Annotated in this window: 16 protein-coding genes; 5 read left to right on the top strand and 11 right to left on the bottom strand. The window is 59.4% G+C overall.

Going from position 1 to position 14924, the window contains the following annotated elements:
• Positions 1 to 13: 13 nt before the first annotated feature.
• From pgpA to nrdR, 6 genes are all read right to left on the bottom strand, one after another.
• Positions 14 to 511, bottom strand: a complete 498-nt coding sequence (pgpA, locus tag BBB56_RS03445; protein WP_123798824.1) for a phosphatidylglycerophosphatase A — start codon at positions 509 to 511, stop codon at positions 14 to 16.
• The gene (gene thiL, locus BBB56_RS03440; protein WP_123798822.1) at positions 498 to 1475 is read right to left on the bottom strand and encodes a thiamine-phosphate kinase; all 978 of its coding nucleotides are present in this window, start codon (positions 1473 to 1475) and stop codon (positions 498 to 500) included. Before thiL ends, pgpA begins: the two co-directional genes overlap by 14 nt.
• Before the next feature lie 52 nt (positions 1476 to 1527).
• Positions 1528 to 1947, bottom strand: coding sequence for a transcription antitermination factor NusB (nusB, locus tag BBB56_RS03435; RefSeq protein ID WP_123798820.1), 420 nt, complete (start codon positions 1945 to 1947; stop codon positions 1528 to 1530).
• A gap of 19 nt (positions 1948 to 1966) precedes the next feature.
• Entirely contained in the window at positions 1967 to 2437 is a 471-nt protein-coding gene (gene ribH, locus BBB56_RS03430; protein WP_123798819.1) for a 6,7-dimethyl-8-ribityllumazine synthase, read from the bottom strand.
• An 89-nt stretch (positions 2438 to 2526) separates the two neighbouring features.
• On the bottom strand, positions 2527 to 3630 hold the full coding sequence (ribD, locus tag BBB56_RS03425; protein WP_123798817.1) for a bifunctional diaminohydroxyphosphoribosylaminopyrimidine deaminase/5-amino-6-(5-phosphoribosylamino)uracil reductase RibD: 1104 nt from the start codon (positions 3628 to 3630) through the stop codon (positions 2527 to 2529).
• 2 nt (positions 3631 to 3632) lie between these two features.
• Complete coding sequence (gene nrdR, locus BBB56_RS03420; RefSeq protein WP_120451265.1) at positions 3633 to 4082, bottom strand: transcriptional regulator NrdR; 450 nt, start codon at positions 4080 to 4082, stop codon at positions 3633 to 3635.
• Positions 4083 to 4258: 176 nt separating this feature from the next.
• Between nrdR and lysM the strand changes: the two genes are divergently transcribed.
• Together lysM and BBB56_RS03410 are read left to right on the top strand one after the other, a co-directional pair.
• Complete coding sequence (gene lysM / locus BBB56_RS03415; protein WP_123798815.1) at positions 4259 to 4696, top strand: peptidoglycan-binding protein LysM; 438 nt, start codon at positions 4259 to 4261, stop codon at positions 4694 to 4696.
• A gap of 17 nt (positions 4697 to 4713) precedes the next feature.
• The gene (locus BBB56_RS03410; protein ID WP_123798813.1) at positions 4714 to 5274 is read left to right on the top strand and encodes a SadB/YajI family lipoprotein; all 561 of its coding nucleotides are present in this window, start codon (positions 4714 to 4716) and stop codon (positions 5272 to 5274) included.
• A gap of 72 nt (positions 5275 to 5346) precedes the next feature.
• On the opposite strand, the gene secF is transcribed toward BBB56_RS03410, so the two are convergent.
• The 5 genes from secF to queA all read right to left on the bottom strand — a co-directional run bounded on the left by secF (position 5347) and on the right by queA (position 10827).
• Positions 5347 to 6315, bottom strand: a complete 969-nt coding sequence (gene secF, locus BBB56_RS03405; protein ID WP_123798811.1) for a protein translocase subunit SecF — start codon at positions 6313 to 6315, stop codon at positions 5347 to 5349.
• Positions 6316 to 6325: 10 nt separating this feature from the next.
• On the bottom strand, positions 6326 to 8173 hold the full coding sequence (gene secD / locus BBB56_RS03400) for a protein translocase subunit SecD (RefSeq protein WP_123798809.1): 1848 nt from the start codon (positions 8171 to 8173) through the stop codon (positions 6326 to 6328).
• A gap of 25 nt (positions 8174 to 8198) precedes the next feature.
• Positions 8199 to 8531 carry a preprotein translocase subunit YajC gene (gene yajC / locus BBB56_RS03395; RefSeq protein ID WP_031374695.1) on the bottom strand — a complete coding sequence of 111 codons (333 nt, stop codon included), beginning with the start codon at positions 8529 to 8531 and terminating at the stop codon, positions 8199 to 8201.
• A gap of 24 nt (positions 8532 to 8555) precedes the next feature.
• Positions 8556 to 9680, bottom strand: a complete 1125-nt coding sequence (gene tgt / locus BBB56_RS03390; RefSeq protein WP_123798807.1) for a tRNA guanosine(34) transglycosylase Tgt — start codon at positions 9678 to 9680, stop codon at positions 8556 to 8558.
• Between the two features lie 76 nt (positions 9681 to 9756).
• Entirely contained in the window at positions 9757 to 10827 is a 1071-nt protein-coding gene (gene queA, locus BBB56_RS03385; RefSeq protein ID WP_123798805.1) for a tRNA preQ1(34) S-adenosylmethionine ribosyltransferase-isomerase QueA, read from the bottom strand.
• Positions 10828 to 10932: 105 nt separating this feature from the next.
• Between queA and BBB56_RS03380 the strand changes: the two genes are divergently transcribed.
• The 3 genes from BBB56_RS03380 to BBB56_RS03370 all read left to right on the top strand — a co-directional run bounded on the left by BBB56_RS03380 (position 10933) and on the right by BBB56_RS03370 (position 14892).
• Complete coding sequence (locus tag BBB56_RS03380; RefSeq protein WP_123798803.1) at positions 10933 to 11514, top strand: ACP phosphodiesterase; 582 nt, start codon at positions 10933 to 10935, stop codon at positions 11512 to 11514.
• A gap of 128 nt (positions 11515 to 11642) precedes the next feature.
• Positions 11643 to 12458: an inositol monophosphatase family protein gene (locus BBB56_RS03375; RefSeq protein WP_123798801.1), complete on the top strand. Its 816-nt coding sequence runs from the start codon at positions 11643 to 11645 to the stop codon at positions 12456 to 12458.
• A gap of 478 nt (positions 12459 to 12936) precedes the next feature.
• Entirely contained in the window at positions 12937 to 14892 is a 1956-nt protein-coding gene (locus BBB56_RS03370; RefSeq protein ID WP_123798800.1) for an acyltransferase family protein, read from the top strand.
• Positions 14893 to 14924 lie beyond the last annotated feature (32 nt).

Here is a 14924-nt window from a genome sequence, read left to right as displayed (position 1 = left end):
CTATGGCAGCCTGTCAGGCCGCCAGCCACGCCCCTGCCGCATAGAGCAGCGCCGCTGAGATCACCCCGGCGATAATATCGTCCACCATAATGCCCATGCCGCCGTGCACGTTACGATCGAACCAGCGGATCGGCCAGGGCTTCCACATATCAAAAATGCGGAACACCACAAAACCGGCCAGCACCCACTGCCAGCTGTTGACCGGAATCGCCATCAGCGTGATCCACATGCCGATAAACTCATCCCAGACGATGCTGCCGTGATCGTGCACGCCCATATCTTTTGCCGTGCGATGGCAGATATAGACGCCAGTGCTGATACCAACCAGCACAATCAGCGAGTAGAGGTCCTGCGGCAGGCGCGCCATCAGCCACCAGAACGGGATCGCCGCCAGCGAACCCATAGTGCCAGGCACGTAGGGGCTGAGTCCGCTGCCAAAGCCCGTGGCGAGCAGATGCCAGGGATTCCCCATGCGCAGACGGCTCTTCGCCACATCTTTATTTCGCGTCAAAGTGATCAAAACCCTTATGGCTGAAGGTGGCCGGTTTACCCTGATCCAGCAGCGTCAGCCCTTCGGCTTCCGGCATTAGCTGCCCGATGCAGGTAAAAGCGACGCCGAGGTGGCCCAGCGCAACATCGAGCGCGCCGCGATTGATCTCCGGCACGGTAAAGCACAGCTCATAATCCTCGCCGCCGCTCAGCGCCCAGCGCAGCACCTGCTCAGGCTCAAAGTGATCGCGCAGCGCCGGTGACAGCGGCAGCGCGTCCAGATGGAGTCGCGCGCCGCAGCCGCTGGCTTTGAGAATATGGCCGAGATCGGAAATCAGGCCGTCGGAGATATCGATCGCCGCCGAGGCCAGCGATCGCAGCGCCTGCCCCTGAAGGATACGCGGCATCGGGCGCAGATGACGCTTGATCAGCGCCTCATGCACCGCCGGATCGTCGATGCGGCGATGATGCTGCAACAGCGCCAGCCCCGCCGCGCTGTCGCCCAGCGTGCCGGTAACATAGATCCAGTCGCCCGGCTTCGCGCCAGAGCGTTTCAGGGCGCGCCCCTGCGGCACCAGGCCGTGAATGCCGAGCGTCAGACTCAGCGGGCCGCGCGTGGTATCGCCGCCCACCAGCTGCATATCGTAGTACTCCAGCAGCTCAAACAGGCTCTCGCTAAAGGCCGCCAGCCAGCTTTCATCCACCTCCGGCAGCGTCAGCGCCAGCGTCAGCCAGGCCGGATCGGCGCCCATCGCCGCCAGATCGCTGAGATTGACCGCCAGCGCTTTGTAGCCGAGATCGGCCGGATGGATGTCGCGTAAAAAGTGGATGCCCGCCACCAGCGTGTCGGTGCTGATCGCCAGCGTCTGTTTCTCCGGCACGCTCATCAGCGCGCAATCGTCGCCAATGCCGGTTTCAACATCCCGACGGCTGCGCGTTCTGCGATTGAAGTAGCGTGCGATGAGTTCAAATTCGCCACAGGACATGGTTACGTTCCGCTTACAGATGAAAAAGGCCAGCACGCAGCTGGCCTTTTATTTATTTGCGATTGGGTCGAATTTGTGGAGCGGCTTTATCCAGCACGCCGTTAACAAACTTATGGCTGTCTTCGGCGCCAAATACTTTCGCCAGCTCGATGCCTTCGTTGATCGCCACTTTATAGGGCACATCATCGCGCTTGCTCAGTTCATACAGCGAAATACGCAGGATCGCTTTTTCAACCTGGCCCAGCTCTTCCAGCTGGCGCGACAGGTAAGGTTTCATCAACCCGTCCAGGTATGTGCTGTTGGTCGCCACACCGGACAGCAGTTCGCGGAAATAGGTAATGTCGACGTCTTTGACGTCCTGTTCCGCCAGAAACTGGTATTCCACATCGGCAATGTCGTTGTTGGACAACTGCCAGGAGTAAAGCGCCTGGACAGCGCACTCGCGGGCGCGGCGACGAGCAGCAGGTTTCACAAAATTCCCCTTACAAAAATCAGGCTTTGATGGCTTTCAATACGTTAATCATTTCGAGTGCGGTCAGGGCCGCTTCGGCGCCTTTGTTACCCGCTTTAGTACCGGCACGCTCAATAGCCTGCTCGATGTTTTCAGTGGTCAGCACGCCGAAGGTCACCGGGATTTCGCTGGTCATCGCCACGCTGGCAATGCCGGAGCTGGCTTCGCCGGCGACATATTCAAAGTGAGCGGTGCCGCCGCGGATGACGGTGCCCAGCGCCACAATGGCGTCGTGCTTGCCGCTGTTCGCCAGCGCGCGGGCTGCCAGCGGCAGTTCGTACGCGCCAGGCACCCAGACAACGGTGATGTTTTCGTCTTTCACCTGACCGATACGCTTCAGGGCATCGATCGCGCCGTCCAGCAGACTGTCGTTGATGAAGTTGTTAAAACGCGCGATGACGATGGCGACATTGGCCTCAGGTGTGGCAACAGCAGCTTCGATAACTTTCATACTTATCCTTTCAGGGTTTTGTTATGGCCCCGCAGGGGGGCGGATTCTATCACACTCTTTGGCGACGTGCTCTCGCTTTTCCGCCGCGCTCAGCGCGGCGTCAGCGTCAGGCGCAAATCGGGCCCCACCTGACGCACGTCGCTAAATGAAAAGGCAGGCGCATCCGCCAGACGTTCTAAGCCGGGCAGCTGGCACAGACCGCGCGCGGCGTCGCCGAGCAGCTTCGGCGCCAGATAGACGATCAGTTCGTCCACCACGCCCGCCTGCAATAGCGCGCCGGCCAGCGACGCGCCCGCTTCAACCCACAGGCTGTTCACCTGGCGTTTGCCCAGCAGCATCAGCAGCGCCACCAGATCGAGCCGTTCGCCGCGCGGCGGGACGGCAATCTGCGTGACGCTCTCTGGCCAGGCCTGCGCATCCGGCGCGGCGCGCATCAGCCAGGTTTCGCCCGGCTGCGCGATCAGTTTATGCTGCGGCGTGACGCGATTGTGACTGTCGATAATCACGCGCAGCGGCTGGCGCAGCGCTGAAGGTTCCAGCAGCGACTGCGTCTCGCTGTCCAGCTCGTCCCAGCGCACCGTCAGCGAAGGATCGTCTGCCAGCACGGTAGCGCTACTGCTGAGAATAGCTGAACTCTGCGCGCGCAGGCGCTGCACGTCGCGCCGCGCCGCCGACGAGGTAATCCACTGGCTTTCGCCGCTCGCCATCGCCGTACGGCCGTCCAGCGACGCGCCGAGCTTGAGCTGCACCCAGGGAAAGCCGGTGCGCATCCGCTTCAGAAAACCGCGATTCAGCGCTTCCGCCTCCGCCATCATCAGGCCGTGGCTGACCTCGATGCCCGCCTGCTGAAGCCGATAGAGACCGCGACCGGCCACCTGCGGATTGGGGTCCTGCATCGCGGCGACCACCCGACTGACGCCTGCGGCTATCAGCGCGTCGCAGCACGGCGGCGTGCGGCCATGATGACTGCACGGCTCCAGGGTGACGTAGGCGGTCGCGCCGCGCGCCTTGTCGCCTGCCATGCGCAGGGCGTGCACTTCGGCATGCGGCTCGCCCGCGCGCTGGTGCCAGCCCTCGCCTGCCACCTCGCCGTCGCGCACAATAACGCAGCCGACGTTAGGATTAGGCGTGGTGGTAAAACGACCGCGTCGCGCCAGCTCCAGCGCGCGCGCCATATAGCGTTCATCGGTCATGGTTAATCCTGTAGCTTCGCAATTTCCGCGCCGAAATCGCGAATATCTTCAAAGCTGCGGTAAACCGAGGCAAAGCGAATGTAGGCCACCTTATCAAGCTTCTTCAGCTCATCCATTACCAGGTTGCCGATCAGCTTGCTGGGGATCTCCCGCTCGCCGGTGGCGCGCAGCTGCGTTTTAATATGATTCACTGCGCTCTCAACCGCATCGGCGCTGACCGGGCGCTTCTCCAGCGCCTTCATCATGCCGCTGCTGAGCTTGTCTTCGTTAAAAGGTTCGCGCACGTCATTGCTTTTTACCACTCGCGGCATAACCAGCTCCGCCACTTCAAAGGTGGTGAAACGTTCATGGCACACCAGACACTGACGTCGGCGACGCACAGACGAACCTTCACTAACCAGACGTGAATCAATGACTTTGGTGTCCACAGCAGAGCAGAATGGGCAGTGCATGACGTTTCCTGACGCGAAATAAATGGGCCACACAGTGTAGCGCGAATGCCATGTCAACAAAATGTATAAGCGTGCCTTTCCACTTTTGTCTGATAGCAGGAGACGTAGCGAGAATGTGACTATGCTTAGTGTTGTCGTCAGAACGACGGCTTACACCACGATAATCTGGAGGATATATGGGTTTGTTTAACTTTGTGAAAGAGGCAGGCGAAAAACTGTGGGATGCGGTCTCCGGCCATGACGATGCCAGCAAAAAGCTGAAGGATCATATCGACAAGCTGGGCTTACCTGACAGCGACAAAGTGAACGTGGCGGTAAACGGCGACACCGTAACGGTGAGCGGCGACGGCATTTCTCAGGAGCTGAAAGAGAAAATTCTGGTGGCGGCCGGTAACGTGGCGGGCATTACCAAAGTGGACGATCAGGTGAAAGTGGCCGACAACGCACCAGAAGCCGAATTTTACACCGTAAAAAAAGGCGACACCCTGAGCGCGATTTCAAAAACCCTGTATGGCAATGCTAACGAGTACAACAAGATTTTCGAAGCGAATAAACCGATGCTGACCCACCCTGATAAAATCTATCCAGGCCAGGTATTACGCATTCCTAAATAACCCACAAGGACGACGTTATGATCAGGACGGTTTGGGCTTCGCTGGCGTGTGCCGTTACGCTGTTGAGCGGCTGCGCCTCTGCGCCGACCAGCCCAAAAGTGAATCAGCTGCATCAGGAAGTGAGCCAGCTGAATCAGCAGATGCGCCATCTGACAACTCAGGCGAGCGCTATCGAAACCCAGGGGCAGCTTAACAGCAATTCCGCTCAGGGCGCCTGGCTGATCCCACAGGCCAACACGCCTGTGGAGCTGCAAACTCAGCTCGGCACGCTGCGCCTGTCGCTGACCCGCTTTGCCCCCGAAGCCAACGGCGCGCGCGCGAATCTTACTATCAGCGCGACCGGCAGCGGGACGGTGCCCGCGCTGCGCGCGCGCGTCGTATGGGGCGAGCTGGACCCGACCACCGGTAAACCGCTGGAAGCCAGCAGTCTGAGCCAGAGCATTGAGGTGCCCGCCGCGCTGTTGCCGCGCGCCTCGGTTACGGTGCCGCTGCGTCTGAGCGGCTTCGCGCCGGATCAGCCTGGTTTTGTGCGCGTACACGACGTCGTCGGCGACGCGCCTGCCGTTCCTGCGCAGTAGGAAAACGCGCCAGCAAAAAGGGCTGCCATCGGCAGCCCTTTTTTATTACTCAGCTTTTTATGACTCGGCGCGTTACGGCAGAATAGAAGGCTGATCCGCGCCCTCTTTTTCCACTTTCTGCACCAGCATATGTTCGCGCTTCATGCCCAGCTTCAGCGCCAGCGCAGAAGAGACATAAATTGACGAAATCGTACCGATAGAGACACCGATCAGCATGGTCAGCGAGAAGCCTTTCAGCAGCGCGCCGCCAAAGATGAACAGGATCAGGATCATCGCCAGGGTGGTCAGCGAGGTGATCAGGGTACGGCTCAGCGTCTGGGTCAGCGACACGTTGGTGATATCGTAAGAAGAGCCGCGGCGGATCTTGCGGAAGTTCTCACGAATACGGTCGGAGACCACGATCTTATCGTTGAGCGAGTAGCCAATCACCGACATCAGCGAGGCGACAATCGTCAGGTCGATTTCGATGTGCGCCAGCGACAAAATACCGCAGGTGATGATCACGTCGTGCGCCAGCGCCAGTACGGTGCCGAGCGCCAGACGCCACTCAAAGCGAAAACCGATATAGATCAGAATCGCAATCAGCGCCGCCAGCAGCGCCATCGCCCCCGCCTGCGCCAGATCGTTGCCCACGCTTGGGCCGACGAACTCAATGCGCTTCACGGTCGCGTTCTGCTGCGCGGTCTGATTGATGATAGTAATGATCTTGTTGCCCAGCTCCTGGCCTGCCGGACCGTCCATCGGCGCCATACGCACCATAACGTCACGGCTGCTGCCAAAGTTCTGCACGACAGGATCGGCATAGCCCGCTTTTTCCAGCCCGTCACGCAGCGTATCCAGCTCGGCCGGTTTCTCCAGGTTAATCTCGATAACCGTTCCGCCGGTAAAGTCGAGACCCCAGTTGAAACCGCGCACTGAGACCATGGCAATCGACGCCACGATCAGCAGGCCGGAGATGATAAACGCCAGCGTGTCCCAGCGCATAAAGTCGACAACTTTACGCCCGTGGTTCAGCTGTTCAATATTGTATTCCTGTGCCACAACGCACTCCTCAGATAGACAGCTTGTTGATGCGTTTGCCGCCGTACACCAGGTTCACGATGGCGCGCGTTCCAACGATCGCGGTAAACATCGAGGTGGCGATACCAATTGCGGTGGTAATCGCAAAGCCTTTGATTGAACCCGTACCAACCGCATACAGGATGATAACCTTGATCAGCGTCGTTACGTTGGCATCGACGATACTGGAGAAGGCTCCTTTGTAGCCTTCATGAATCGCCTGCTGCACGGAACGTCCGTTTCTCAGCTCTTCCTTAATACGTTCGTTGATCAGTACGTTCGCATCTACCGCCACCGCCAGCGTCAACACGATACCGGCAATACCCGGCATGGTCAGCGTAGCGCCCGGCAGCAGCGACATGACGCCGACAATCAGCACCAGGTTACACAGCAGCGCGCTGGTGGCGATCAGGCCGAACTTCTTATAGAACACCACCATAAACAGAATCGAGGCGATCAGACCCCACAGGCAGGCTTCCAGTCCCTGGGTGATGTTCTGCGCGCCCATGGTCGGGCCGATGGTGCGCTCTTCCACGATCTGAATCGGCGCAATCAGCGCGCCCGCACGCAGCAGCAGCGACAGCTGGCGCGCTTCGTTCGGGTTGTTGATGCCGGTGATGCGGAAGCTGTTGCCCAGGCGAGACTGGATATTGGCGACGTTAATCACCTCTTCCTGCTTCACCAGCACCGCGCGACCGTTCGCGTCTTTCTTACCGCTGTCTTTGTACTCCACAAACAGGGTCGCCATCGGCTTGCCGATATTGTCCTTGGTGAAGTTAGACATGATGTTGCCGCCCGCGCCGTCCAGTGAAATATTCACCTGCGGCTGGTTGTACTCATCCATGCTCGACGTGGAATCGGTGATGTGGTCACCGGTCAGGATAACGCGCTTATAGAGCACGACCGGCTGGCCTTCACGCGTCTGCTTCACTTCTGAGTCGCCCGGCACGCGGCCATTGGCAGCGGCCGTCGGATCGGCGGTGGTGTTGACCAGGCGGAACTCCAGCGTCGCTGTCGCGCCGAGGATCTCTTTGGCGCGCGCCGTATCCTGAATACCCGGCAGCTCGACCACAATGCGGTCCGCTCCCTGACGCTGCACCAGCGGTTCGGCAACGCCAAGCTGGTTAACGCGGTTACGCAGGATAGTGATGTTCTGCTGAACGGCATATTCACGCGCTTCGCTGAGGCGCGCGTCGCTCATCACCGCACGCAGTGCATCGCTGCCGCTGGAGGAGATCACCATGTCGCGATGACGCGTGGTCAGCCAGTTAACCGCATCGTCGCGGCTGCTGCCGTCGCGGAAACGGATTTCAACGCCGTAGTTAGCGATTTTATTGACGTTGGTGTAAGGGATATTCTTTTCACGCAGGTCGCTGCGCAGGCTGTCGGCATTCTGCTCTTGCAGTTTGCTCAGCGCAGTGTCCATATCCACTTCCATCAGGAAGTGCACGCCACCGCGCAGATCCAGACCGAGCTTCATCGGCTCAGCCGCCAGCATACTTAACCAGCGCGGCGTCGCCGGAGCCAGGTTAAGCGCGACGACATAGTTTTCGCCCAGCTTATTCATGATCGCTTCACGAGCGCGCAGCTGCACGTCGGTATTGGCGAAGCGCGCCATAATAGCGCCATTTTCCAGCGCGAGAGATTTGCTCTGGATATTCTCTTGTTTTAACAGGCTCTGAATCTGATCCAACGTTTGCTCACTGGCGGCGCCGCCGCGCGCGCCAGTGATCTGAACGGCCGGATCCTCACCATACAGGTTGGGAAGCGCATACAGCAGGCCGACGAGGATAACGACGACCAGCATCACGTACTTCCACAAAGGATAACGATTTAACACGGCAGTTCCCTTAGGGAAGTAAAAATTACAGCGCTTTCATCGTACCTTTCGGCAGGACGGCAGCTACGAAATCACGTTTGATAACCACTTCGTTGGTCTCGTTCAGGGCGATAGAAACATAGCCCGTGTCGGACACTTTGGTCACGCGGCCTACCAGACCACCGCTGGTCAGCACTTCGTCACCTTTGGAGATGGAGTCCATCAGCTTTTTGTGCTCTTTCGCACGCTTTTGCTGCGGACGCAGGATCATGAAGTAAAAAATCAGGCCAAAGACCACCAGCATGATCACCAGAGAATACGGACTTCCCTGCGACGGTGCACCTGCGGCAGCCACGGCGTCAGAAATGAAAAAGCTCATTTAATTTCCCTCATTGATAGAATTTCAGACGTTTAACGGCGGAACCGCTTTGCCCGTCCGTTGATAGAACTCGCTAACAAAGTGCTCCAATTTACCCTCTTCGATAGCCTGGCGTAAACCCGCCATCAGACGCTGGTAATAGCGCAGATTGTGGATAGTATTCAAACGCGCGCCGAGTATTTCGTTGCAGCGATCGAGATGATGCAAGTAGGCGCGGCTGTAATTGCGACAGGTGTAGCAATCACACTCCGCATCCAGCGGCGAGGTGTCATCTTTATGCTTCGCGTTACGGATTTTCACCACGCCGTCCGTCACAAACAGGTGGCCGTTGCGCGCGTTGCGCGTCGGCATCACGCAGTCAAACATATCCACGCCGCGACGAACGCCTTCCACCAAATCTTCCGGTTTGCCGACGCCCATCAGATAACGAGGTTTGTCCTGCGGGATTTGCGGGCAAACGTGCTCAAGGATGCGATGCATATCCTCTTTGGGTTCGCCTACGGCCAGGCCGCCCACAGCGTACCCATCAAAGCCAATCTCCACCAGACCTTTGACCGAGACATCACGTAAATCTTCGTAAACAGAACCCTGGATAATGCCGAACAGCGCATTTTTATTGCCCAGGCTGTCAAAGCGGTCGCGGCTGCGTTTCGCCCAGCGCAGCGACATCTCCATTGAGCGCTTCGCATAGTCCCAGTCGGCCGGATACGGCGTGCACTCGTCGAAGATCATCACGATGTCCGACCCCAGATCGTACTGGATCTCCATCGACTTTTCGGGATCGAGGAAGATGGGATCGCCGTTGATCGGGTTACGGAAGTGCACGCCCGCTTCGGTGATCTTACGAATGTCGCCGAGGCTAAATACCTGAAAGCCGCCGGAGTCGGTGAGGATCGGGCCTTTCCACTGCATAAAGTCGTGCAGATCGCCGTGCAGCTTCATAATCTCCTGGCCGGGACGCAGCCAGAGATGGAAGGTATTGCCGAGAATAATCTGCGCGCCGGTATCCTGCACCTCTTCCGGCGTCATGCCCTTAACCGTGCCGTAGGTGCCCACTGGCATAAACGCCGGGGTTTCCACCACGCCGCGATCGAAAATCAGACGGCCGCGGCGCGCGCGACCGTCTGTGGTATCAAGTTCAAACTTCACAAAGCCTCCATCAGAGAAACAGTCTGATGCGATAGTTAAACAAGCAGTTTACGGCGCAGCCATAAACCGGACGTCATCAGGCGCCGATTTTCTCCTGCGGCGCCTGGGGATTTTTCGTAATGAACATCGCGTCGCCATAGCTGAAGAAGCGATACTGTTCGGCCACGGCGGCCTGATAGGCCGTCATGGTGTGCTGATAGCCGGCGAACGCCGATACCAGCATAATCAGAGTCGATTCCGGCAGATGGAAATTGGTGATCAGCGCGTCGATCACCTGGTAGTGATAGCCGGGATAGATAAAAATCTGGGTATCGTCGAAGAACGGCGCAATCAGCGCCTCTTTGCTCGCCTGCGCGGCGCTCTCCAGCGAACGCACCGAGGTGGTGCCCACGGCCACCACTTTATTGCCGCGCGCTTTGCACGCCAGCACCGCATCGACCACCTCCTGCGGCACTTCGGCATATTCCGAGTGCATCACATGCTCTTCGATGCTGTCGACGCGCACCGGCTGGAACGTGCCTGCGCCGACGTGCAGCGTGACAAAGGCCATTTCTACGCCCTTTTCGCGCAGCGCCGCCAGCAGCGGCTCGTCAAAATGGAGACCGGCAGTCGGGGCGGCGACGGCGCCCGGACGCGCGCTGTAGACCGTCTGATACAGCTCGCGGTCCGCCTCTTCGTCGGGACGATCGATATAGGGCGGCAGCGGCATGTGGCCAACGCTGTTAAGAATATCCAGCACCGCGCGGTCATCTTCAAAGGCGATCTCAAACAGGGTGTCATGGCGCGCCACCATCGTGGCCCTGACGCTTTCGTCATCGCCCAGCAGTAGCTGCGCGCCCGGCTTCGGGGCTTTAGAGGCGCGAACGTGCGCCAGCACGCGCTTGTCGTCCAGCATACGCTCGACCAGCATTTCGATTTTACCGCCGCTCGCCTTGCGACCGAAAACGCGCGCCGGGATGACGCGGGTATTGTTAAATACCAGCAGATCGCCGGGGTTCAGCTTCTCCAGCACGTCGGTAAAAACGCCGTGCGTCAGCTGCCCGCCTGGCCCGTCCAGCGACAGTAAGCGGCAGCCGCTACGCTGCGCCTGCGGATAGTGGGCGATTAAAGATTCAGGCAACTCAAAGGCAAAATCGGCAACACGCATGGCTAATTTCTTATCTCTGGCGAAAAACAGGCGGCACAGTTTAGCGGAAAAGCGGCCAATTCTGAACAACTGGCTGCGCATCCGCACTTCTGGCTATAATGCGGCATGAACTTTCTTGCCCATCTTCACCTCGCCCACCTCGCTGAAAGCTCGCTGCCTGGCAACTTGCTGGCCGACTTTGTGCGCGGCAATCCCTATGAGCACTGGCCAACGCCGGTCGCCGACGGCATTCTGATGCACCGCCGCCTGGATGCGATGACCGATAATCTGCCTGAGGTGCAGGAAGCGCGTCCGCTGTTCCGGCCTGAGACCCGTCGCGTCGCGCCCATCACGCTGGATGTGGTCTGGGACCATTTTCTGGCGCGTCACTGGCATCGCTTCAGCCCGGAGGTGACGCTGGCCGATTTCTCGCGCTTCGCGGAACAGAGCATCATGCCCTCTCTGCCGGGCACGCCGGAGAGCTTTCAGGCGCTTAATGCGGTGATGTGGCGCGAACGCTGGCTGGAGCGCTACGCCGAACCCGCCTATATGGCGCGCGTGCTGGACGGCATGGCCCGGCGGCGGCCGCGTCTCGCTGCGCTGCGCGACTCCTGTCAGGATTTCCTCGATCACTACACCCGGCTGGAGGCGCTGTTTTTTCGCTTTTACCCGCGCCTGATGGCGCTGGCCCGCAGCAAAACGCTCTGATTTTCCCGGCTTGCCAGCGCTGCGCATTTGCGGCTTAATGAAACCCTTCTTAACAATGGCTGGCAGCCAGGCCGCTATTTCTGGTGAATAATCGCTTCAGCCGTGTGATAAATCATTAGAGGGAAAGGATGTCATCCGCTTCGCAAACTGAGACAGACGCGCGTTACCATTACGCCTGTGAGATCGCCCGTGCGGCCGCCAGCCGCGCTTACGCCTGGTATCAGCAGCGCCAGCAGCTGGTGGTGGAACACAAGCGAGATTTGCAGGATGTAGTCAGCGAGGCGGATCGCAACGTTGAAGAGCTGATTAAAACGCTGATTGCCGAACGCTTCCCCGATGACGCGGTGCTGGGCGAAGAGAGCGGCGGCGATGTCGAGGGCGCGACCTGGATCTGGGTGGTCGATCCCATTGACGGCACCGCCAGTTTCCTTAACGGCCTGCATAACTGGTGCGTCTCGCTGGCCGTGCTGTGCAACGGAGAAGCCGTCATCGGCGTGGTCTGCGATCCTAACCATCAGGAGCTGTTCCATGCCTGCGCAGGCAAAGGCGCCTGGGTCAACGAAACGCGCATGCAGGCGCACAGCGCGCAGCATCTCAGCGAGGGCGTGCTGGGGCTGAGCAACTCCAGCCGCGCGCCGGCAGAGGCTGTCGCCAGCCTGATTCAGGGCCTGCTTGAACAGGGCGGCATGTTTATCCGCATCGGCTCCGGCGCGCTCACCACCGCCTGGGCCGCCGCAGGCCGCTTGATCGGCTACTACGAAGCGCATATGAATCCCTGGGACAGTCTGCCCGGTATCGTGCTGATGCGCGAAGCGGGCGGCGTCGCCAGCGACTATCTGGCAAATAACGGACTGAAAAACGGCAATCCGGTGCTGCTGGCGAATCCGGCTATCTACGCCCAAATCAACGCCCTGCTCGGCCCGGCCGCTGTTAAAGAAGCCTGAGGTTTGCCCGTCCAGAACGCGGGAGAGAGGGCCTGAAGCGCGCCACCTCCCGCGACGGACGACAACGCCGGACGTTTCTGCGCAACGCCGCGCGCTGGCCTGTCCAGGCGCGCCTGAAGGATAAGATGCGTCGCGGGACAGACGCGCAGGGATAGCCTGAACGTTGCGCGCGCGCCCTCTTTCGCGCATCAGCCCTTATCCCACCTTAATCTCACTACAACATCGCTTATCACTCGCCCTTTTATCCATAACCTCCGCTTCACCATTTTCACCGCGCCGCTGCGAACTTTTCTATATTCACCGCCCGAATGATTTCACCGCGCTTTTTTGTTTTAAGATAGCCGCGTCAATCATCCCTTTATCATTATTTTTTCTCTTTTGTATATTTCGGCGACTGGATTCGCCGATTTCTTTATTGGCGGCGGGTTAACGATGTAAGCGGTGTTAAATACGTTGGTCGATGCAGGGGAATCAGATAATGAAAACATTCTCTTCTCAGGGGTATCGTGCGGATATTGATGGCCTGCGCGCCATTGCTATTCTGCTGGTGGTGCTGTTTCATGCGGGCGTCAGCGATCTGCCCGGCGGCTACGTCGGTGTCGATATTTTCTTTGTTATTTCAGGCTTTCTTATCGGCGGCATTCTCAGCCGCGACATCACGTCCGGTCAGTTTTCTTTTTATCAGTTCTATGTGCGCCGTATTCGCCGTATCGCGCCGGCGCTAATGGTCATGCTGTTCAGTCTGCTGTTTATCGGTTATTTCCTGCTCTCTCCGCTGGAGTATGGTCAGCTGGCGAAATACAGTTTTGGCGTATTTCTTTCGGTGCCAAATATTATTCTGCTCAAGGGAACCGATTATTTCAGCGCCTCCGCGGATCTCAATCCGCTACTGATGACCTGGTCGCTGGGTATTGAAGAACAGTTCTATGTCGTGCTGCCGTTTATATTGCTGCTGGCGGCCAGACTGCGCGCCTCGATGTTCGGGCTGGTGGCGCTGCTGAGCCTGCTGTCGCTGGCGGGCTGCATCTGGCTGACGCCACAAAACAGCTCCCAGGCTTTCTATCTGCTGCCGACGCGCGCCTGGGAACTCGGCGCCGGCGTGCTGCTGGCGCTGTGGAAGCCCCAGCCGTTCGGCGGCCGCGGCGCCAGTCTGCTGACGCTGGCCGGGCTGGCGCTCACCGCGTACTGCGCGCTGACGCTGAACAAAAGCGACGCCTTTCCCGGCTACCTGGCGCTGCTGCCGGTGCTGGCGGCCTGCCTGCTGATCGCGGCGCGCGGCGCGCTCAGCCGCCTGGTGCTGGAAAATGCGCTGATGCGCTTTATCGGCAAGATCTCCTACTCCTGGTATCTGTGGCACTGGCCGCTGCTGGCGCTGGCGCGCATCTGTAGCGACGGTCCGGTGAGCGTCTCGCAGGGGCTGGGCGTCAGCGCGCTCGCGCTGGCTGTCGCCTGGCTGTCATGGCGCTATGTCGAACAGCCTTTCCGCGGTCCGGTCAGACAGCCGCGAAAAGTCATTCCCACCTACTGTTTGATGTCGGCGGCGGCGGCGGCGGCGATGGTCGGCCTGTGGGCGAGCGGCGGCCTGACCTGGCGCGTCAACGAAAAAGTGATCAGCAGCGAAGCCTATAAAATCGCGGCGCAGACCAACCCCTGCCTGCTCGACGCGGGTCCTAACCTGCCCTCGACGGATAAGCGCTGTCAGCCTGACGCGTCGCGTCCCGGCATTGCGCTGGTGGGAGACAGCCATGCGGCCGCGATGCGCGTCGCCGTGGCGCGCTACGCCGAGGCGCAGCAGAAACCGCTGTATCAGCTTACGAAAGCGACCTGTCCGCTGCTGACCGCAGGGGTCACGCGCGCGGTCTATCAGCAGCCCGCCCACGCGAAGCAGTGCGCGGCCTTTAACGAGGCGGTGATGAAAGAGATACTCAGCGACCGCATCAGTGAGGTGGTGATCACCGCATTCTGGGCGTCAGGCATAGAAACCCTGCCCGGCGCAGGCTATCGCGATATGAATCATCCCGACCTGGACAATCTCAGCGCCTTAAAACAGGGAATGGATGCCGTTATCGCCCGGCTGCGTCAGGCGGGTAAAAAGGTGGTGCTGATAGAGGACGCGCCTGCGCTGTCGCTGGACGCCCTGCGCTACAGCAACAATCGTAATATGCCGCTGCGTCGTGAGCTGAGCCAGTGGCTAAGCAACTGGAAAACCTTACCCACGCAGAACGAACGCACCACGCTCTATTCGCTGCCGGAAGACGATTTGACGCGGCTGCTGCGCGGCTATGAGCAGCGCGACGTGCGCGTGGTCTCGCTGCGGGAAAATTTATGCAACCGCAGCGGCTGCCTGGTGACCTGGCAGGGTCTGCCGCTCTACTACGATAACAACCATCTGAGTCCGCAGGGCGTAGAGATCGCGCTCGGCAGCCGCTGGTAGCGCAGCCGAAAACCACAGCCAAAACAAAACGG

The sequence above is a fragment of the Candidatus Pantoea deserta genome (genome assembly GCF_003813865.1).
Classification (GTDB): Bacteria; Pseudomonadota; Gammaproteobacteria; order Enterobacterales; family Enterobacteriaceae; genus Pantoea; species Pantoea deserta.
This window is presented reverse-complemented; position numbering and strand designations above follow the sequence as displayed.